Genomic DNA, 19013 nt, shown 5'->3' with positions numbered 1-19013 from the left:
TTTACGGCATCGGCTGCGTAATCCAGCTGTCACAAAGCCATCCTACGCTCCGCGCTTTCTCAGCCCGGGGCCTTTACGATGATCAAACCGCTTGCCGCCACCTTTGCCATTCTGATGTCGGGAACGGCCGCGTCGGCGCAGACGATCTATCCGATTGACCGCGCCGAGATCTTGGCCGGCGCCAAATTCGACTTCAAAGTCGAGTTTCCCGGCGTCGTCGATCCGGCCAAGATCAAGGTCACCGTCAACGGCGCCGACACCACCGCCGCCTTCGGCCGCGCGGCCGAGTTCATCGCCCGCGAGGAGGGCAAGGAGCAATCGGCGCTGCTGTTGCGCGACGTCGCGCTGACCAAGCCCGGCCGCTACGTGATCGAGGCCGGCGACGGCAGCTTGAGCCGCAGCATCGCCTGGAATGTCTACGACACCGGGCCGCGCAAGGCCAAGAACGTCATCCTGTTCATCGGCGACGGGCTGTCCCCGGCGCACCGCATCGCGGCGCGGCTGTTGTCCAAGGGAATCAGCGAGGGCAAGAGCCTCGGCAAGCTGGCGATCGACGACATGCCGCAGATGGCGCTGGTGGCGACGGCGGGCTCGGACTCGATCATCACCGATTCGGCCAATGCGGCTTCGGCTTACGCCACCGGCCACAAGACCGCGGTCAATGCGATGGGCGTCTACGCCGACCGTACCGCGAGCCCGTTCGACGATCCGCAGGTCGAGACCATCGGCAGCCTTGCCAAGCGCAAGCAGGGGCTGGCGATCGGCATCGTCACCAATACCGAGATCGAGGACGCCACCCCGGCGGCGATGCTGGCGCATACCAGGCGCCGCGCCGCCTATGACGAAATCGTCGCGCAATATTTCGCCGCCAAGCCCGACGTGCTGATGGGCGGCGGTGCTGCGAATTTCCTGCCGAAGGGCACGCCGGGATCGAAGCGCCACGACGACACCGACTACGTCGCCAAGTTCCGCGACGCCGGCTACGCGGTGGCGACCAATGCGGCCGAACTCGGCGCAGCCAAACCCGACACCCAGAAGCTGATCGGGCTGTTCGCGCCGGGCAATATGGACGGCGTGCTCGACCGCAAATTTCTCAAGGGCGGCGGGGTGAAGAAAAATCCCGACCAGCCGGATCTCACCGAGCAGCTCACCGCCGCGCTCGGCGTGCTGTCGAAGAATCCCAACGGCTTTTTCCTGATGGTGGAATCCGGGCTGATCGACAAATACGCCCATGCGCTCGACATGGAACGCGCGGTCTACGACACCATCATGCTCGACAATGCGGTGCGCCAGGCGCGCGACTGGTCGGCCGCGCGGGGCGACGACACCCTGATCCTGGTCTTGGCCGACCACAACCATCCCAATGCGCTGGTCGGCACCATCAACGACGACATGACCACGGTGCCGAACGTGCCGCTGCGCGAGCGGGTCGGCGTCTATGAGAAGGCCGGCTTCCCGGACTATCCGGCGCCCGACAAGGACGGCTATCCGGCACGGGTCGACGTCAACCGCCGCTTGGCGATCTTCTCGGCGAGCCTGCCGGACCACTACGAGACCTATCGGCCGAAGCTCGACAATCCGAACGAGCCGACCGAGAAGGCCGAGGCGGCGGGCACCTTCAAGGCCAACGATAAATACAAGGACGTGCCGGGCGCGGTGTTGCGGTTCGGCAACCTGCCGGCGATGATGAACGCCAGCGTGCATTCCGGCGAAGACGTGATCCTGACCGCGGTCGGCCCCGGCAGCGACCGGGTGCACGGCTCGATGGACAATACCGAAGTGTTCCGGGTGATCGCCGAAGCGCTCGGACTGGCTGCGCCGAAGGATTGATCGGTCACCGCACTCCGCACCAGCCGTTGCGGTGGCCGCCGCCATAGGCGCGGACATACCCGTTGGCCAGCAAGGCGGCCGAGACGTTCGGCGTCCGCTTGGTCGCGGCATCGGCGACGACGCGGCCCTGATATTTGTCCGGGCCGATATTGTAGATCGTCACCTCGCCCTCGCCGAGCAGCTCGTGCAACGCTTGGCCTGCGGCCTCCGCCTGCTTCAGCTCCTGGGCGCATTGCGCCTTCAATTCCGGCGCGTCGATGCCGCGCAGCCGGACCCGCGTGGTCATGTCGAGCCCGGGCCACAGATGCACCCGCGCCTCGAAAGTGTCGCCGTCCAGCGTGCGGATCACGTCGACCGGATGCCGCGCCCCGGCGCTGCCGGCGCGCTGCCAGATCGCGTCAGTTTCGCGCTCGCGCTGCGCCGATGACGATGAGTCGGTCGCGCTCGGGAACGGCCAATGAATCCAGTGCCGCGCCGGCAGCATCGTGCCCGCCGCCATGCCGAGCACGAACACCCACGGCAACGCCGCGGAGAACCGTACGCGCCATGGCGAGCGCGGGGTCAAACGTACCGGGTTCGTTCTAGAATATGGGTACATATTCCTAGGATAGATTGATTCGGGCGGTGGGGCAAGTGCAATCTGTGGTTGCGTCAATGGTCAATCTTGACAAAACCGACGTTTGTACAAATATTGGTACGACTAGGGGAGCGCGAAATGTCCCATATTTCTTACAGTGAGTTGCGAAAAAACCTCGCCAGTTACATGGACGAGGTGTGTGATAGCCGCGCACCGCTTCACGTCACCCGTCAAAATGCCCGAACCGTGGTGATGATGGCAGAGGATGATTACGACGGTCTGATGGAGACGGTGCATCTGTTGAAAAGCCCGGCCAACGCGGTTCGACTGTTGCGATCGATCGAAGAGGCCGATGCAGGCCGTTTAACCGCGCGGGAGTTGATCGAGCCGACCGAGTAGTGCGCGACCCATGAAGCTGGTCTGGACCGAGGATGCCTGGCGGGATTACTTGCATTGGCAAGCCACAGATCAAAAGCTAATGGTCTCGATCAACGATCTTATCAGGGATATCAAGCGCGACCCATTCAAGGGCATAGGGAAGCCTGAACCACTCAAACACACCCTCAAAGGTTGGTGGTCGCGGCGAATCTCAGGGGAGCATCGTTTGATCTACCGGGTGGTGGGCAAGGCGGAAGATCAGCAAATCGAAATCGCCCAATGCCGCTACCACTATTGAGCGCCTCACCGTCGCTGGGATCCACCGCCGTTCAAAAATCCGAGGCGATGCCTTTGGTTTCCCAGTCGCCGTAGCGGGTCGGTTCCGGTCCCTTCGGGCCGTTGACCTCATGGGCGCGCGCTGCAGCTTCGGCGGCGGCATGGGCATCCGCTTCGGCGCGTCGCGCCGCGGCTTCGGCGAGCGCCCGTTGTGCCGCCGGCGGCAGCTCTTTGCGCGGCGGGGCGGCTGCTTCGGCAGGGGTGGTGTCGGACTCGTCGGTCATCGGCAGCTCGTCCAGCTTCGCAATCGGCTTCTCAGCATCGGTCCCGCAACGGAGCCGGCGTGACATTTTCCTTATCGCCGGCAGCTTCAGACAGCCAGCGGTCTTCTGAATAAGCCCGGTGGGCTGCGATCGCAAACCGGTTTCCAGCAGCCGCAGCGTTGCGGCGCAAGCCGACCATCGGACCGCCGGACGATTCTTACATTTGGCATATTCGCATGCCATCAAGACCGGCCGCACGATGGCGCACGCCGTCGTCCCGTTGCCCGCTCTCACGTGATAATCTGACCCCATGTCGTCAACCCGATTCGCACCCGCCGCCGAGGTGCCCGGTCTCGCAGCGCGTCGCATCGCCGCCGACATTCTCGACGGCGTGCTGCATAAGCACCGCACGCTCGACGATCAGCTCGAAGGCGCCACCGCCCATCCCGGGCTGAAGGCGCTGTCGGATCGCGACCGCGCGCTGATGCGCCGGCTGGTCGCCACCATCCTGCGCCGGCTCGGTACGCTCGGCCACGTGCTGTCGCGGCTGCTCGATCGCGGATTGCCGACCGATGCGCCGCGGGCGCAGAGCGCGCTGTTGATCGGCGCCGCGCAGATTCTGTGGATGGACGTGCCGGATCACGCCGCGGTCGATCTCTCGGTGCGGCTGGTGCAATCCGATCGCCGCGCTTCGAAATATGCCGGCCTGGTCAACGCCGTGCTGCGGCGCTGCGCCCGCGAAGGCCAGCCTTTGATCGACGAGCTGCAGGGCCAGTCGCTCGATGTGCCGCCCTGGCTGCTGGCGCGCTGGACCGCGACCTATGGAGCCGACACCGCGCGCGCCATCGCCAAGGCGATCGGCGAGGAACCCTCGCTCGATCTTAGCGTGAAGTCGGACGCCGAAGCCTGGGCCACCCGGCTGCACGGCGAGATTCTTCCAACCGGCACGGTGCGAACGCTGTTGCAGGGCTCGGTCAAGATGCTGCCGGGCTTCGACGACGGCGAATGGTGGGTGCAGGACGCCGCCGCCGCCTTGCCGGCGCGGCTGTTCGGCGATCTCACCGGCAAATCCGTCGTCGATCTGTGTGCGGCGCCCGGCGGCAAGACCGCGCAGCTCTGCAACGCCGGCGCCTGGGTGACGGCGATCGACCGTTCGCAGAGCCGCGTCGCACGGCTGCGTGAAAACCTCGCCCGGCTCGGGCTGCCGGCCGAGACCGCGGTGGCCGATGCCGCCGAGTGGACCGGCAAAGGCGGCGACGGCTTCGACGCCGTGCTGCTCGACGCGCCGTGCTCCTCGACCGGCACCATCCGCCGCCATCCCGACGTCGCCTGGCTGAAGCAGGAAACCGACATCGCCGCGCTGGCGGCGCAGCAGCAGCGGCTGCTGCAGAAGGCTGTGACGCTGCTGAAGCCTGGCGGAACCCTGGTCTATTGCACCTGTTCGCTGGAGCCGGAGGAAGGCGAGGACGCCATCGCGGCGCTGCTCGCCGGCAATTCCGGGATGCGCCGCGCGCCGGTCGACGCCAGCGAAGTCGCCGGGCTTTCCGAGCTCGTTACCGCCGACGGCGCGCTGCGAACCCTGCCGTGCCACCTGCCGCACCCCGATGCCCGGCTCGGCGGGCTCGACGGCTTCTATGCCGCGCGGCTGGTCAAGGCTTTGTAGTCGATAGGTTTTCCGTAAGGCCTGGGGTTCCCGGTGTTCGCCGGGCGGACGCGCGCGGGATGGTGCGCCCGGCCGTTTCCGGATTAAAAGAATTGCAGAGAATTTTCGTTAACTCTGGTTCGTTCTGGTTCACAACGTTGTTCGGTCTTTGCGCGGGTCCCGCCGGTCGAGTTGCTCGTTTCGGTGGGGCGCCAGGCATCCACGTCAATCCTAATGTCATGAGAGAGGGTGCCGCCACGTGAAGCGAACTTCGGATTCGGGGCACTAGCGCAGGTGTCGGTGGCCTATCGCAGACGATTATCGACGCTGATCCTGGGCCGTTTCGCGCGCAACCTGAAGGCGCGCGTCTCGGCGGGGTCGGTGGCGGTGTCGCGGCTGTGGCCCGGCCGCACCGACCGGCTGATCATCGCGCCGCACGATCTGCGCACCGCCGACGCCACCCGCGCCGCCGAAATCTACGCCGGGCGCTTCGTGTTCGCCGGCAAGATCGTCACCTGCCACGGCCGCTCGATCTTCGATTACGCGCCGCCCTCGGAGGACTGGGAGGTGGCGCTGCTCGGCTTCGGCTGGCTGCGCCATCTGCGCGCCGCCGACACCGCGATCACCCGTGCCAACGCCCGTTCGCTGGTCGACGACTGGATTTCCAACATGTCGCACAACCGGCCGGTCGGCCGGCGCCCCGACGTGCTGGCGCGGCGGGTGATCTCGCTGTTGTCGCAGGCGCCCTTGGTGCTCAGCGACACCGACGGCCGGTTCTATCGCCGCTACCTGCGCGGCCTGACCCGCGAGATCCGCAGCCTGCGCTACATCACCCCGGACATCGCCGACGGCGTGCCGCGGCTGCAGGTCTTGATCGCGCTGTGCTACGCCTCGCTCTGCCTCGCCAACCAGGCGCGCCACATCCGCGCCACCTCGCGCAAACTGTCCGACGAACTGGCGCGGCAGATTCTGGCCGATGGCGGCCACATCTCGCGCAATCCCGGCGCGCTGATCGAATTGATGATCGACCTGTTGCCGCTGCGGCAGACTTTTGCCGCGCGAAATATCGCGCCGCCGCCGGCGCTGTTGAACGCGATCGACCGGATGATGCCGATGCTGCGGTTCTTCCGCCACGGCGACGGCAGCTTCGCGCTGTTCAACGGCATGTCGAGCGCGCCGTCGGATCTGTTGGCGACGCTGCTGGCCTATGACGACACCCACGGCAATCCGATGGCGAGCATGCCGCACACCGGATATCAGCGGCTCGACGCCGGCACCATGACGGTGATCGTCGATACCGGGCCGCCGCCGCCGCCGAGCGTCAGCGACGAGGCCCACGCCGGCTGTCTGTCGTTCGAAATGTCGGTCGCCGGTTGCCGCGTCGTGGTCAATTGCGGCATCCCCGCCACCGGGCGGGAGAACTGGCGCAGCTTCGCCCGCGGCACCGCGGCGCATTCCACCGTGACCTATCGGGAAACCTCGTCGTGCCAGTTCGTCGAGCGCACCTCGATGAAGCGCTTCCTCAACGGCGCGCCGATCGTCTCCGGCCCGGCCCGTGTCGAGCATTATCGCGAGGTCGGCGCCGAGGGCGTGATGCTCAACATGTCGCATGACGGCTATCAGTCGCGGTTCGGGGTGACGCATCGCCGCGTGCTGATGGTTGCGGCCGACGGCTCGCGGCTGGACGGCGAGCACACCGTGGCCCCGGCGCCCGGCGCGCGGCTCAAGGGCAGCGACACCGGCTATGCGGTGCGGTTTCATCTGCACCCCGCGGTGAAGGCCAGCCGGCTCACCGACGCCCGCGGCGTGATGCTGGTGCTGCCGAACCGCGAAGTCTGGACCTTCGAGGCGCTCGACGACAAGGTCGAGCTCGAGGACAGCGTGTTTCTGGCCGGCAATGACGGGCCGCGCCGCACCGTGCAGATCGTGATCCGGCAGGACGCCCGGCACACCGCGTCGGTACGCTGGAGCTTCGTCCGCTCGCCGAGTTCGCCGGCCGCCACCGTCGCGCGGCGAAGCGCCCGCAACCAGGCGGAATTGCCGCTGTAGGCGGCGATTGTTGTTCGCATGGGGCTTATGCGGGCGCGACGCTCCGCCTATTGAGGCGTTGAGGCGCGCGGAGAAAGCTGCTAACCAGCCCTCGCCCGCGCGACTGGCGACCTTGGATGGAGCACCATCGGGAAGCGCGGGACCAAGCTGCCGCGCGCCTGGGCAAAATCATCCTTACCCATCGAGGACATTGCCCCATGACCGACCATCCCCGCCGTATTACTCGCGCTCTGTTGTCCGTTTCCGATAAAGCGGGCCTGATCGACTTCGCCCGCGCCCTGGCCGGCCACGGCGTCGAACTGGTCTCTACCGGCGGTACCGCCAAGGCGATCGCCGCTGCCGGGCTTGCGGTGAAGGACGTCTCCGATCTCACCGGCTTTCCCGAGATGATGGACGGCCGGGTCAAGACGCTGCATCCGAAGGTGCATGGCGGCCTGCTGGCGATCCGCGGCAATGCCGAACACGTCAAGGCGATGGCCGACCACGGCATCGCGCCGATCGATCTGTTGGTGGTCAATCTCTATCCGTTCGAGGCCACCGTCGATAAAGGCGCTGGCTACGAAGACTGCATCGAGAATATCGACATCGGCGGCCCGGCGATGATCCGGGCTGCTGCGAAAAACCACGACGACGTCGCGGTGGTGGTGGAAGCCGCCGATTATCAGGCGGTGCTCGACGAACTCGCCGCCAACAACGGCGCCACCACGCTGACGTTGCGCAAAAAGCTCGCCGCCAAGGCCTATGCGCGCACCGCGGCCTATGACGCCGCGATCTCCAACTGGTTCGCGTTGCAGCTGAAAACCGACGCGCCGGACTTCCGCGCCATCGGCGGAAAACTGATCCAGTCGCTGCGTTACGGCGAGAACCCGCACCAGACCGCGGCGTTCTACGCCACGCCGGAGAAGCGCCCGGGCGTCGCCACGGCGCGGCAGATCCAGGGCAAGGAACTGTCCTACAACAACATCAACGACACCGACGCCGCCTATGAGTGCATCGGCGAGTTCGACGCCGTGCGCACCGCGGCCTGCGTCATTGTCAAGCACGCCAATCCGTGCGGCGTCGCGGAGGGCTCCAGCCTGCTCGCCGCCTATCGCTCGGCGCTGGCCTGCGATTCGACGTCGGCGTTCGGCGGCATCGTGGCGCTGAACCGCACGCTGGATGCCGAGGCCGCGCGCGCCATCACGGAGATCTTCACCGAAGTGATCATCGCGCCCGACGCCACCGACGAGGCGATCGCGATCGTCGCCGCGAAGAAGAATCTGCGGCTGCTGCTGGCCGGGCAGTTGCCGGACCCGCGCGCGCCGGGGCTCACCTACAAGACCGTCGCCGGCGGCCTGCTGGTGCAGAGCCGCGACAACGCCGTGGTCGACGACATGGCGCTGAAGGTCGTCACCAAGCGGCAGCCGACCGAGGCCGAACTGCGCGACCTGAAATTTGCCTTCCGGGTCGGCAAGCATGTGAAGTCCAACACCATCGTCTACGCCAAGGATCTGGCGACCGTCGGCATCGGCGCCGGGCAGATGAGCCGGGTCGACTCCGCACGCATCGCGGCGCGCAAGGCGCAAGACGCAGCCGTCGAGCTGAAGCTCGCCGCGCCGATGACCAAGGGCTCGGTGGTGGCCTCCGATGCGTTCTTCCCGTTCGCCGACGGCATGCTGGCCTGCATCGAAGCCGGCGCCACCGCGGTGATCCAGCCGGGCGGCTCGGTGCGCGACGATGAGGTGATCAAGGCGGCCGATGAGGCCGGCATCGCGATGGTGTTCACCGGCGTGCGGCATTTTAGGCATTGATAACGTACCTCTCCCCGCCTGCGGGGAGAGGTCGGATGATGCGATAGCGCACCGCGCTTACGACACTAACACCCGTCATCACCCGCGAAAGCGGGTGACCCAGTATTGCAGAGCGTCAGAGGTCAACAATAAGCGCTCTGCAATACTGGGTCGCCCGGTCAAGCCGGGCGATGACGGCGGAGTGTGGAGCGGCCCGGTGCGCCGAACTAACTCCGCACCTTCGCCAGCAACGCCAGCCCGGCGACGAAGAACAGCACCAGCACCGCCATTCCCGCCTTCTGGCTCATGGTGATTGCGGTCACCGCGCCGATCAGCATCGGGCCGATGAACGAGGTGACTTTTCCGGTCAGCGCGAACAGCCCGAAGAACTGCGCGATGCGGTGTTTCGGCGCCATGTGGATCAACAGCGAGCGCGACGCCGCCTGCAGCGGCCCGCCGGCGATGCCGATCAGACAGCCGAGCAACAGATAAGCCTTTTCCGCGGGCGCCGCGAACAGCGCGCCGCCGGGCTGCGGCGGCGTCACCGCAATGAACAGGATGGAATCCCGCTCGATCAACAGGATGCCGAGCACCGCGATCAGCAACAACATCATGCTGCCGGCGATCACCCGCTTCGGCCCCAGCGCGTCGTCGAGCTTGCCGCCGAGATAAGCGCCGAAGGTGGCGGCGATCGCCAAAAGAATCCCGAAGCTGCCGATCTGCAGGGTGTGCCAGCCGAAGGTGCCGGCGGCGTAGATGCCGCCGAATGCGAACAGCGACACCAGGCCGTCGGTGTAGATCATGTTGGCGAGCAGGAACATCGCCATCGAGCGATGCTTCGGCAGTTCGCGCAAGGTTTCCTTAAGCTCGCGCAGGCCCTCGCGCACCGCGGCGCCGAGCTTGCGCTTGGCCGGAAAATCCGGCGTCAAAAGAAACATCGGCAGCACGAAGATCACGAACCAGATCCCGGTCAGCGGCCCGGTGATGCGGTCGCCCTGATGCGTCAAAGGGTCGAGCCCGAACCATGGCGTGAGGCCGAACAGCGTGCGCCCGGTTTCGGGACTGCCGGCGAGAAATCCCAGCACCAGAACGAGCGACAGGATGCCGCCGACATAGCCGGTGGCCCAGCCGGTGCCGGACAATCGCCCGATCTGCTCCGGCGGCACCAGATGCGGCATCATCGCGTTGTTGAACACGGTGGCGAATTCGACGCCGATGGTCGCTACGCCGTAGGCGATCAGCAGCGGCAGGATCACGCTTTGGTCACCGGGCCGGCCGAACCACATCGCGCAGGAGCCGATCACGAGAAGCGCGCCGAAGCCGAAGATCCACGGCTTGCGCCGGCCGGAGGCATCCGCAATCGCGCCGAGCACCGGCGAGGCCAGCGCGATCACGAGTCCTGCAGCGCCGGTGGCAAAACCCCACAGCGATTGGCCCTGCGCCGGATCGGCGGCGACGAACGTGGTGAAATACGGCGCGAAGATGAAGGTGGTGATCAGCGTGAAATAAGGCTGCGCCGCCCAATCGAACAGGATCCAGCCGACCACCGCGGAGCGCCGCGGATAGCGTGGTGCGGCGGCGGCGTGTGGCGCGCCGGCGGCGAGGCTGTCCGCCATGCCCAAGTTCCTCCCGAATGATGGTCGAGGTTTTGCTTATCGCCTCGGAAGCAATATAGCATCCTCGGCAATGAGAAGGTGTTCATGGTGAGATTAAGTCCGCCGAGGTCGCGGTCCGTTCTGCGGCTGGTGTGTTGCAGCGTTGTGACGGCGCTGCTCGGGCTCGTTGGCGCTGGCGCGCAAGCCCAGGATATCCGCGGCGGCGCGATGCCGGCGGCGGTTGCGCCCGCGGTGGCCGGCGCGCGCGGCATGGTGGTGGCGCAGGAGCGGCTCGCCGCCACGATCGGCCGCGATGTTCTGGCGAAGGGCGGCAACGCCGTCGACGCCGCGGTCGCCACCGGCTTTGCGCTGGCCGTGACGTATCCGCGCGCGGGAAATCTCGGCGGCGGCGGCTTCATGGTGATCCATCGCGTCAAAGAGAACGACGACATCGCGCTGGATTATCGCGAGACCGCGCCGGCCGCGGCCACGCGCAACATGTTTCTTGGGCCAGACGGCAAGCCGGACAACGCGAAGTCGCGCGATTCCGCGCTCGGCATCGGCGTGCCGGGAACCGTCGCAGGGCTTGCGCTGGCGCTGCAGAAATACGGCTCGGGCAAATTCACCCTCGCGGACATCCTGCAGCCGGCGATCGCGTTGGCGCGCGACGGCTTCGTGATTGCCGACGACACCGCCGATACGCTGCCGGATTGGCACAAGCGGCTGGCGCGCTGGCCAGCGACGCAGAAAATCTTCTCGCGGGCCGACGGCACGTCGCTGCAGGGCGGCGACAAGTTGGTGCAGCACGATCTCGCCGCGACGCTCGGCGCGATCGCCGACCAGGGGCCGAACGGATTCTATCAAGGCGAGGTGGCCGAGAAGCTCGCGCGCGGCATTAGCGACGCCGGCGGCATCATCACGCCCGCCGATCTGAAAGCCTATCAGCCGGTGCTGCGGGCGCCGCTGCGCGGGACTTATCGCGGTTACGATATCGTGGCGATGCCGCTGCCGTCGTCCGGCGGCACCGTGCTGATCGAGAGCCTGAACATTCTCGAAGGCTTTCAACTGCGCGAACTTCCACAGGGCTCCGCGGCCTCGCTTCACCTGCTGATCGAGGCGATGAAGCGCGGCTATGCCGACCGCGCGCGCTATCTCGGCGACCCGGCCTTCGTCGACGCGCCGCTCGCGGCGTTGCTATCAAAGGACTATGCGACGAAGCAGCGCGCCGGCATCGATCCCGACCGCGCCACGCCCTGGACCGACGCCTTGCCGGCGCTGCCGCCGCGCGAGGGCGAAAACACCACGCATTATTCGGTGGTCGATGCCGACGGCAACGCGGTCAGCAACACCTACACGCTGAATTTCAGCTATGGGCTCGGCCTCGTCGCCGACGGCACCGGCGTGCTGTTGAACAACGAACTCGACGATTTCACCGCGGCGCCGGGCGCCTCGAACGCCTTCGGGCTGGTCGGCTTCGAGGCCAATCTGCCGGGGCCGGGCAAGCGCCCGCTGTCGTCGATGTCGCCGACGCTGGTCCTGAAGAACGGCCGCGTGGTGTTGGTGACAGGGTCGCCGGGCGGCAGCCGGATCATCTCCACGACGCTGCAGGTGATCGTCGACGTGCTGGACTACAACATGGACATCGCTGCCGCGGTGGCGGCGCCGCGGCTGCATCATCAATGGCTGCCCGACGAGGTGCGGATCGAGCACGGCTTTCCCGAAGCGGTGATCGCCGCGCTGCGCGCCAAGGGCCACGTCGTCGTGGCGCCGCTGGGCCAGACCTCGGCGAATTCGATTTTCGTAGCCAAGGACGGCGTCCGCGGCGCGCCGGACCCACGCACCCGCGGGGCGGCGGCCGTGGCGGAGTAGCGCGCTATGCGTTGATCGGCACCGTCAAACACATACCCCCACCCCCGACCCCTCCCCGCAAGGGGGAGGGGAGCAGGCAGCATGCGCGGAGGCGCCAACGACTACTCAGCAGCGGCTTCGGGGCGCTTTGGCAGGAGGCCTGTTTCCTTGAAGCGGAATAATTTCGCACTTAGCCTCGGCGCACTCTTGGGAGAGGGGCATAACTTCCCCGCAACGCGGCGCGCCCCCCTCCCCCTTGCGGGGACGGGTCGGGGGTGGGGGTGCCTAGCGGCAGAGCGGCGATCGTCGCCGTTGCGCTTCAATTCTCACCGATCCCGACTTACAAGCATTGCAGCGCGGAAACCGCGCATGCACCGAGGGGACGAAACATGGCATCACTGAATGGCAAGACGCTGTTCATTTCCGGCGGTAGCCGCGGCATCGGCTTGGCGATCGCGTTGCGCGCGGCGCGCGACGGCGCCAATGTGGCGATCGCCGCCAAGACTGCCGAGCCGCATCCGAAGCTTGCCGGCACGATCTACACCGCCGCCGACGAAGTCCGCGCGGCAGGCGGCAACGCCTTGCCGATCCTGTGCGACATCCGCGACGAGGCCCAGGTGATCGCCGCGATCGACAAAACCGTCGCCGAATTCGGCGGGCTCGATATCTGCGTCAACAATGCCAGCGCGATCAGTCTCACCAACTCACAAAATACCGACATGAAGCGGTTCGACCTGATGATGGGGATCAATACCCGCGGCACCTTCATGGTGTCGAAATATTGCATCCCGCATTTGAAGAAGGCCGACAACCCGCACATCCTGATGCTGTCGCCGCCGCTCGACATGAAGCAAAAGTGGTTCGAACACTCCACCGCCTACACCATGGCGAAGTTCGGCATGAGCATGTGCGTGCTGGGGCTCTCCGGCGAACAGAAGCGCGCCGGCATCGCCGTCAACGCGCTGTGGCCGCGCACCACCATCGCCACCGCCGCGGTCGGCAATCTCTTAGGCGGCGACGCCATGATGCGCGCCAGCCGCACCCCGGAGATCATGGGCGACGCGGCCTATGAGATCTTCTGCAAGCCGTCGCGCGAGTTCACCGGGCAATTCTGCATCGACGACAAGGTGCTGCATGCCGCGGGCGTCACCGATTTCGAGCGCTACCGGGTTGATCCGAGCGTGCCGCTGATGTCGGATTTCTTCGTGCCGGACGACGACGTGCCGCCGCCCGGCGTCAGCGTGATGGCGCTGCCCTCGGTCGATGCCGCGAAGGCGAAGGGGTAGCGGACCCAATTTGGTGACGTGCCCCGGACGCGGCGCAGCACGCCGCATTGGCGGCATGCTGCGCCGCAGATCCGGGGCCGTTACGACGGCAGCGTCTGGAACGGTCCCGGCTCGCCTCGCAGCGCAAGCGCGCTGCTCGGCGTCCGGGACACGCTCAACATCAATCGCTCGATCTGCTGCTACGCTTGGCCGATCGTATACGGCCCGCCCTTTTGCAGCGCACGGGCGTAGGCCGGGCGGGCGTGGATGCGCTCGAGCAGAGCCTGCGTCTTCGGATATCTGCCGTCGAGCCCGCCGCGCGCCGAGGCCGCCTCCAACGGAAAGCTCATCTGAACGTCGGCGGCGGTGAACTCGGAGCCGGCGAACCACTCACTGTTGCCGAGTTCGCTTTCCCAGAACGCCATGTGTTGCTGCAATTGCGGCTCGATGAACGTCGTCAGCACCGGCGTGGTGATCATCCGCACCAACGGCCGCAGCAGCGCCGGCGCGCGGGTCGGGATCATGGTGAACAGCAGCTTCAGTAGCAGCGGCGGCATCGCCGAGCCTTCGGCATAGTGCAGCCAATAGGTGTAGCGCAGCCGCTCCGGGGTGTCGGGCGGCGGGATCAGCCGGCCGTTGCCGTAGGCTGTGATGATGTAGTCGATGATGGCGCCGGATTCCGCGATGGTGGCGCCGTTGTCGGTGATCACCGGGGATTTGCCGAGCGGATGGATGGCGCGCAGTTCCGGCGGCGCCAGCATGTCCGGCTGGCGCTGATAGCGCACGATCTCGTAAGGCACGCCGAGTTCTTCCAGGAGCCACAGCACCCGCTGCGAGCGTGAATTGTTGAGGTGGTGAACGGTGAGCATGAGATCCCTCCTTGACGACGGCTCCGTGGTGGCAGTCCGCCCGGCAAAAGTCGAGCGCCGCCGCCGATCTATAGCACCGGATGTCGTGTCGCGGTGGTGGTGGGCGGCCGCGGCGGCCATTGATCGGGCCGGACCGATCGGATAGGCTGGGTTAAATGATCATGATCATATAAAGCGGCCGACCCGCCGCGCCCGGGAGAAAACCATGCGCCAGCCGCCGCAATTCCTGTTCGATGTCGGCAGTCCGAACGCCTATCTGGCGCACCAGGCGATCCCTGAGATCGAAGCCCGGATCGGCGTCAAATTCGACTACGTGCCGGTGCTGCTCGGCGGCATCTTCAAGGCCACCAACAACCGTTCGCCGGCGGAAACGCTGGCCGGGGTCAAGAACAAGCCGGAGTTTTACAGGCTTGAAACCGAGCGCTTCGTGCGGCGCTACCATATCACGCCCTATGTGTGGAATCCCCATTTTCCGGTCAACACGCTCAACCTGATGCGCGCCGCGGTGGCGGCGCAGCAGGACGGCGTGTTCGCGCGCTATATCGACGCCGCGTTCCATCACATGTGGGCGGAGCCGAAGAAGATGGATGACCCGGAGGTGGCGTTGCAGGCGCTGACGGCATCCGGGCTCGACGCCGACAAACTGTTCGCACAGGCGCAGCAGCCGGAGGTCAAGGCGAAATTGATCGACAACACCCAACGCGCAGTGGCGCGCGGCGTATTCGGCGCGCCGACGTTTTTCGTCGGCGACGAGATGTTTTTTGGGAAGGAACAATTGCGCGAGGTCGAGGAGATGTATGGGTAGTGACCGGCGATTCCGGACGTGCGCCTGCCGTCATTGCGAGCCGAGGACGGCGCGGTGCGCCGGCCGAAGAGCGAAGCAATCCAGGGGCCTCATGCGGGGCCCTGGATTGCTTCGTCGCAAGAGCTCCTCGCAATGACGAGTTGAGGCATCGTTTCCGACTGATTTCGCCGCAAATCCTTCATCGTTGAGTGAGGAGAACCCCATGTCACCACGCAATGCCACCGTCGCGGTGATCGGCGCCGGCGATTACATCGGCGCCGAGATCGCCAAGAAATTCGCCGCCGAGGGCTTCACGGTGTTCGCCGGGCGACGCGACGGCGCCAAGCTCGCGCCCCTGGTCGGACAGATCGAGGCCGCAGGCGGCAGCATCGTGGCGCGGTCGCTGGATGCGCGCGAGGCGGATCAGGTCGCGGCCTTCCTCGACGAAGCCGACGCTTATGCGCCGCTCGAGGTTTGCATCTTCAACGTCGGCGCCAACGTCAATTTTCCGATCCTCGACACCACCGACCGGGTGTTTCGCAAGGTCTGGGAGATGGCCTGTTGGGCGGGGTTTCTGGCCGGCCGCGAATCCGCGCGGCTGATGCTGCCGCGCGGCGCGGGCAACATCTTTTTCACCGGCGCGACCGCGTCGTTGCGTGGCGGCTCCGGCTTTGCGGCGTTCGCCTCGGCCAAATTCGGGCTGCGCGCGGTGGCGCAGGCGATGGCGCGCGAATTGGGGCCGAAGAACATCCACGTCGCGCATCTGGTGATCGATTCCGGGGTCGACACCGCCTGGGTGCGCGAGCGCCGCGTTGAGCTGTGGGGCAAGGCGGCGCTGGACAATCCCGATCTGTTGATGCCGCCTTCGTCGGTCGCGGAATCGTATTGGCAGCTCTATCAGCAGCCGAAGAGCGCCTGGTCCTTCGAGATGGAGATCCGCCCGTTCGGCGAGAAATGGTAGCGCAGCCGCGGGTGCTTGGTCCAACGCCCGCGCGGCTGTACAAACGCCGCCAAGACAACAAAGGATTCGGACGATGCGCATACTCGTGGTCGGCGCCGGGGCGATCGGCGGCTATTTCGGCGGGCGGCTATTGCAGGCCGGGCGCGACGTGACGTTCCTGGTGCGGCCGAAGCGCGCCGCCGAACTGAAGGCGCAAGGGCTGGTGCTCAACAGCCCGCACGGCGATGTCACGCTGCCCGATCCGCCGACCGTGCTGGCGGCGGATCTGCAGCCGTCGTTCGATCTGGTGCTCTTGAGCTGCAAGGCGTTCGATCTCGACGACGCCATCGCCGCGTTCGCGCCGGCGGTCGGGCCCGCCACCGCGATCCTGCCGCTGCTCAACGGCATGGCGCATCTCGACGTGCTGGACCGCAAATTCGGCGGCGACCGGGTGCTCGGCGGGCAATGCGTGGTGGCGGCGACGCTGAATGCCAAGCGCGAAGTGGTGCAGCTCGCGCCGATGCATTCCATCACCTTCGGCGAGCGTGACGGCGCGCTGTCGGCCCGGGTCGAGGCGATCACCGCGGCGTTGTCCAGCGCGATGTTCGAGGTCCATGCCTCGCCGGCGATTCTTCAGGAGATGTGGGAGAAGTGGGTGTTCCTGGCGACGCTGGCCGGGGCGACCTGCGCGATGCGGGCGCCGGTCGGCGTCGTGCTGGCAGCGCCAGGCGGCGCCGATTTCATCCTCGGCGTGCTCGACGAATGCACCGCGGTGGCCGAGGCGGCCGGCTATCCGCCGCGCGCGCCGTTCCTGGAGCGGACCCGCGGCATGGTGACGGCGGCCGGCTCGCCGCTGACCGCGTCGATGTTCCGCGACATCCAGGCCGGGGCGCCGATCGAATCGGAGCATGTGATCGGCGATTTGATCGCCCGCGGCGAGGCCGCCAAGACGCCATCACCGCGATTGCGTGTCATCTTCACACATTTACAGGCCTATCAGTTGCAGCGCGGCTGAGTCACACGTGATAAAGTTGCAACGCGGCATAAGACTTTGGTTTGGACATTTGACCTAGATCACAACAAATTGCCGCAGTTCGCCAGGCGGACTCTGTATCCTTTTCAAATTGCGAAAGAATTTCACTCGCTGGGGCAATTCCCGGATGAGTTGTGCCTTGTTGCCCAAGATTTGCGCAATTTGATTTCGATCAAACCCGGTGACATGAAACTCGGGTTGGTGACTCACCAGACCCCGCCCTGAAGAAGAACTGAAAACGATGAACCAGGCCCTGACTTCGAAACGGATAACCATCGGCGAAGGGGGCATGATCGCCCTGTTCACCGTGATGGCAGCGCTTTGTGTCCTCGGCGTGATCAAAGCCCAGGACTCCGCCTTTGCCTTCCACGCCGCCATCGGCGCCGCGATCAGCGCCTGGGCGGTGTTCGCGATCATCACCCGGTTTTCCAGCCGGCCGGCCGCGCGTCCGCCGCAGGAAATCAACGGGGTGCCGAACTACAATTTCGGCCCGGTGAAATTCTGCTCCTTCATGGCGATGTTCTGGGGCATCGCCGGCTTCAGCGTCGGGCTCTACATTGCCCTCGAGCTGGCGTTCCCCGGGCTGAATGTCGCCCAATGGGTCAATTTCGGCCGGCTCCGCCCGCTGCACACCTCCGCGGTGGTGTTCGCCTTCGGCGGCAACGTGCTGCTGGCGACCTCGTTCTACGTGGTGCAGAAGACCTCGCGGGTGCGGCTCGCCGGCGATCTGGCGCCATGGTTCGTGGTGATCGGCTACAACGTCTTCATCCTGATCGCCGGCACCGGCTATCTGCTGGGCGTCACCCAGTCCAAGGAATATGCCGAGCCGGAATGGTACGCCGACGCGCTGCTCACCGTGGTCTGGGTCACCTATCTCTTGGTGTTCCTGATGACGCTGGTGAAGCGCAAGGAACCGCACATCTTCGTGGCGAACTGGTTCTATCTCGCCTTCATCATCACCATCGCGGTGCTGCATCTCGGCAACAATCCCGCGGTGCCGGTGTCGTGGTTCGGCTCGAAGTCCTACATCGCCTGGGGCGGCGTGCAGGACGCCATGTTCCAGTGGTGGTACGGCCATAACGCGGTCGGCTTCTTCCTCACCGCCGGCTTCCTCGCCATCATGTACTACTTCATCCCGAAGCGCGCCGAGCGGCCGATCTATTCCTATCGGCTCTCGATCATCCACTTCTGGGCGCTGATCTTCCTCTACATCTGGGCCGGCCCTCATCACCTGCACTACACCGCGCTGCCGGATTGGACCCAGACGCTCGGCATGACCTTCTCGATCATGCTGTGGATGCCGTCCTGGGGCGGCATGATCAACGGCCTGATGACGCTGTCGGGGGCCTGGGACAAGCTGCGCACCGATCCGGTGCTGCGCATGCTGGTGGTCTCGGTGGCGTTCTACGGCATGTCGACCTTCGAAGGCCCGATGATGGCGATCAAGGTCGTCAACTCGCTCAGCCACTACACCGACTGGACCGTCGGCCACGTCCACTCCGGCGCACTCGGCTGGGTCGGCTTCGTCTCGTTCGGCGCGCTGTACTGCCTGGTGCCGTGGGTCTGGAACCGCAAGCAGCTGTACTCGCTGAAGCTGGTGAACTGGCACTTCTGGATCGCGACGCTCGGCATCGTGCTCTACATCTCGGCGATGTGGGTGTCGGGAATTCTGCAGGGCCTGATGTGGCGCGCCTACACCTCGCTCGGCTTCCTGGAATATTCCTTCATCGAAAGCGTGGAAGCGATGCATCCGTTCTACATCATCCGCGCGGCCGGCGGCGGCCTGTTCCTCTGCGGCGCGCTGATCATGGCCTATAACCTCTGGATGACGGTCCGTACCGGCGAGTCATCGGAAACGCAGCCGAGCGTTGCGCTTCAGGCAGCCGAATAAGGAG

The 19013-nt window shown here is 65.9% G+C and carries 16 protein-coding genes and 1 riboswitch; of the genes, 12 read left to right on the top strand and 4 right to left on the bottom strand.

The window, feature by feature from the left end:
- Positions 1-78 precede the first annotated feature (78 nt).
- Complete coding sequence (locus HNR60_RS00570) at positions 79-1830, top strand: alkaline phosphatase (RefSeq protein WP_184253132.1); 1752 nt, start codon at positions 79-81, stop codon at positions 1828-1830.
- Positions 1831-1834: 4 nt separating this feature from the next.
- Here HNR60_RS00570 and HNR60_RS00565 read toward each other — a convergent pair whose 3' ends face one another.
- Complete coding sequence (locus tag HNR60_RS00565; RefSeq protein ID WP_184253130.1) at positions 1835-2428, bottom strand: thermonuclease family protein; 594 nt, start codon at positions 2426-2428, stop codon at positions 1835-1837.
- A gap of 117 nt (positions 2429-2545) precedes the next feature.
- Here HNR60_RS00565 and HNR60_RS00560 point away from each other — a divergent pair, with 117 nt between their 5' ends.
- Both HNR60_RS00560 and HNR60_RS00555 read left to right on the top strand, forming a co-directional pair.
- The gene (locus HNR60_RS00560) at positions 2546-2806 is read left to right on the top strand and encodes a type II toxin-antitoxin system Phd/YefM family antitoxin (protein ID WP_011470515.1); all 261 of its coding nucleotides are present in this window, start codon (positions 2546-2548) and stop codon (positions 2804-2806) included.
- A gap of 10 nt (positions 2807-2816) precedes the next feature.
- Positions 2817-3083, top strand: a complete 267-nt coding sequence (locus tag HNR60_RS00555) for a Txe/YoeB family addiction module toxin (RefSeq protein WP_184253128.1) — start codon at positions 2817-2819, stop codon at positions 3081-3083.
- A gap of 31 nt (positions 3084-3114) precedes the next feature.
- On the opposite strand, the gene HNR60_RS00550 is transcribed toward HNR60_RS00555, so the two are convergent.
- The gene (locus HNR60_RS00550; protein WP_184253647.1) at positions 3115-3345 is read right to left on the bottom strand and encodes a DUF1674 domain-containing protein; all 231 of its coding nucleotides are present in this window, start codon (positions 3343-3345) and stop codon (positions 3115-3117) included.
- 289 nt (positions 3346-3634) lie between these two features.
- On the opposite strand from HNR60_RS00550, the gene HNR60_RS00545 reads away from it, so the two are divergent.
- From HNR60_RS00545 to purH, 3 genes are all read left to right on the top strand, one after another.
- The gene (locus tag HNR60_RS00545) at positions 3635-4987 is read left to right on the top strand and encodes an RsmB/NOP family class I SAM-dependent RNA methyltransferase (protein ID WP_184253126.1); all 1353 of its coding nucleotides are present in this window, start codon (positions 3635-3637) and stop codon (positions 4985-4987) included.
- A 273-nt stretch (positions 4988-5260) separates the two neighbouring features.
- Positions 5261-7015: a heparinase II/III domain-containing protein gene (locus tag HNR60_RS00540; RefSeq protein ID WP_184253645.1), complete on the top strand. Its 1755-nt coding sequence runs from the start codon at positions 5261-5263 to the stop codon at positions 7013-7015.
- A gap of 89 nt (positions 7016-7104) precedes the next feature.
- Positions 7105-7186: riboswitch (ZMP/ZTP riboswitch) on the top strand.
- A gap of 26 nt (positions 7187-7212) precedes the next feature.
- A complete protein-coding gene (gene purH, locus HNR60_RS00535) occupies positions 7213-8805 on the top strand; it encodes a bifunctional phosphoribosylaminoimidazolecarboxamide formyltransferase/IMP cyclohydrolase (protein ID WP_184253124.1) in 1593 nt (530 codons plus the stop codon).
- A 206-nt stretch (positions 8806-9011) separates the two neighbouring features.
- On the opposite strand, the gene HNR60_RS00530 is transcribed toward purH, so the two are convergent.
- Positions 9012-10400 carry an MFS transporter gene (locus tag HNR60_RS00530; protein WP_184253122.1) on the bottom strand — a complete coding sequence of 463 codons (1389 nt, stop codon included), beginning with the start codon at positions 10398-10400 and terminating at the stop codon, positions 9012-9014.
- Between the two features lie 84 nt (positions 10401-10484).
- Between HNR60_RS00530 and ggt the strand changes: the two genes are divergently transcribed.
- Both ggt and HNR60_RS00520 read left to right on the top strand, forming a co-directional pair.
- On the top strand, positions 10485-12248 hold the full coding sequence (ggt, locus tag HNR60_RS00525) for a gamma-glutamyltransferase (protein ID WP_246432759.1): 1764 nt from the start codon (positions 10485-10487) through the stop codon (positions 12246-12248).
- Between the two features lie 368 nt (positions 12249-12616).
- A complete protein-coding gene (locus tag HNR60_RS00520; protein ID WP_184253120.1) occupies positions 12617-13513 on the top strand; it encodes an SDR family oxidoreductase in 897 nt (298 codons plus the stop codon).
- 179 nt (positions 13514-13692) lie between these two features.
- Here the strand turns inward: HNR60_RS00520 and HNR60_RS00515 are convergent, their stop codons facing one another.
- Entirely contained in the window at positions 13693-14361 is a 669-nt protein-coding gene (locus HNR60_RS00515; protein ID WP_184253118.1) for a glutathione S-transferase, read from the bottom strand.
- A gap of 205 nt (positions 14362-14566) precedes the next feature.
- Here HNR60_RS00515 and HNR60_RS00510 point away from each other — a divergent pair, with 205 nt between their 5' ends.
- The 4 genes from HNR60_RS00510 (at position 14567) to ccoN (ending at position 19009) form a co-directional block, all read left to right on the top strand.
- A complete protein-coding gene (locus HNR60_RS00510; RefSeq protein ID WP_184253116.1) occupies positions 14567-15166 on the top strand; it encodes a 2-hydroxychromene-2-carboxylate isomerase in 600 nt (199 codons plus the stop codon).
- A 202-nt stretch (positions 15167-15368) separates the two neighbouring features.
- Positions 15369-16106: an SDR family oxidoreductase gene (locus tag HNR60_RS00505; RefSeq protein WP_184253114.1), complete on the top strand. Its 738-nt coding sequence runs from the start codon at positions 15369-15371 to the stop codon at positions 16104-16106.
- Positions 16107-16179: 73 nt separating this feature from the next.
- On the top strand, positions 16180-17100 hold the full coding sequence (panE, locus tag HNR60_RS00500) for a 2-dehydropantoate 2-reductase (RefSeq protein ID WP_184253112.1): 921 nt from the start codon (positions 16180-16182) through the stop codon (positions 17098-17100).
- A 259-nt stretch (positions 17101-17359) separates the two neighbouring features.
- Positions 17360-19009, top strand: coding sequence for a cytochrome-c oxidase, cbb3-type subunit I (ccoN, locus tag HNR60_RS00495; RefSeq protein WP_184253110.1), 1650 nt, complete (start codon positions 17360-17362; stop codon positions 19007-19009).
- Positions 19010-19013 lie beyond the last annotated feature (4 nt).

It is taken from the genome of Rhodopseudomonas rhenobacensis (assembly GCF_014203125.1).
GTDB classification, from domain to species: domain Bacteria; phylum Pseudomonadota; class Alphaproteobacteria; order Rhizobiales; family Xanthobacteraceae; genus Rhodopseudomonas_A; species Rhodopseudomonas_A rhenobacensis.
The sequence above is the reverse complement of the archived record's forward strand: the minus strand, read 5'-3'. Positions and strand labels throughout refer to the sequence as shown.

Bases quoted from the DNA above. Each gene is read 5' to 3' on its own strand.
- HNR60_RS00505 (WP_184253114.1), top strand. From the start codon at position 15,369: ATGTCACCACGCAATGCCACCGTCGCGGTGATCGGCGCCGGCGATTAC.
- HNR60_RS00570 (WP_184253132.1), top strand. From the start codon at position 79: ATGATCAAACCGCTTGCCGCCACCTTTGCCATTCTGATGTCGGGAACG.
- ccoN (WP_184253110.1), top strand. From the start codon at position 17,360: ATGAACCAGGCCCTGACTTCGAAACGGATAACCATCGGCGAAGGGGGC.
- HNR60_RS00520 (WP_184253120.1), top strand. From the start codon at position 12,617: ATGGCATCACTGAATGGCAAGACGCTGTTCATTTCCGGCGGTAGCCGC.
- HNR60_RS00565 (WP_184253130.1), bottom strand. From the start codon at position 2,428: ATGTACCCATATTCTAGAACGAACCCGGTACGTTTGACCCCGCGCTCG.
- purH (WP_184253124.1), top strand. From the start codon at position 7,213: ATGACCGACCATCCCCGCCGTATTACTCGCGCTCTGTTGTCCGTTTCC.
- ggt (WP_246432759.1), top strand. From the start codon at position 10,485: ATGGTGAGATTAAGTCCGCCGAGGTCGCGGTCCGTTCTGCGGCTGGTG.
- HNR60_RS00550 (WP_184253647.1), bottom strand. From the start codon at position 3,345: ATGACCGACGAGTCCGACACCACCCCTGCCGAAGCAGCCGCCCCGCCG.
- HNR60_RS00530 (WP_184253122.1), bottom strand. From the start codon at position 10,400: ATGGCGGACAGCCTCGCCGCCGGCGCGCCACACGCCGCCGCCGCACCA.
- HNR60_RS00555 (WP_184253128.1), top strand. From the start codon at position 2,817: ATGAAGCTGGTCTGGACCGAGGATGCCTGGCGGGATTACTTGCATTGG.
- HNR60_RS00510 (WP_184253116.1), top strand. From the start codon at position 14,567: ATGCGCCAGCCGCCGCAATTCCTGTTCGATGTCGGCAGTCCGAACGCC.
- HNR60_RS00560 (WP_011470515.1), top strand. From the start codon at position 2,546: ATGTCCCATATTTCTTACAGTGAGTTGCGAAAAAACCTCGCCAGTTAC.
- HNR60_RS00545 (WP_184253126.1), top strand. From the start codon at position 3,635: ATGTCGTCAACCCGATTCGCACCCGCCGCCGAGGTGCCCGGTCTCGCA.
- HNR60_RS00515 (WP_184253118.1), bottom strand. From the start codon at position 14,361: ATGCTCACCGTTCACCACCTCAACAATTCACGCTCGCAGCGGGTGCTG.
- panE (WP_184253112.1), top strand. From the start codon at position 16,180: ATGCGCATACTCGTGGTCGGCGCCGGGGCGATCGGCGGCTATTTCGGC.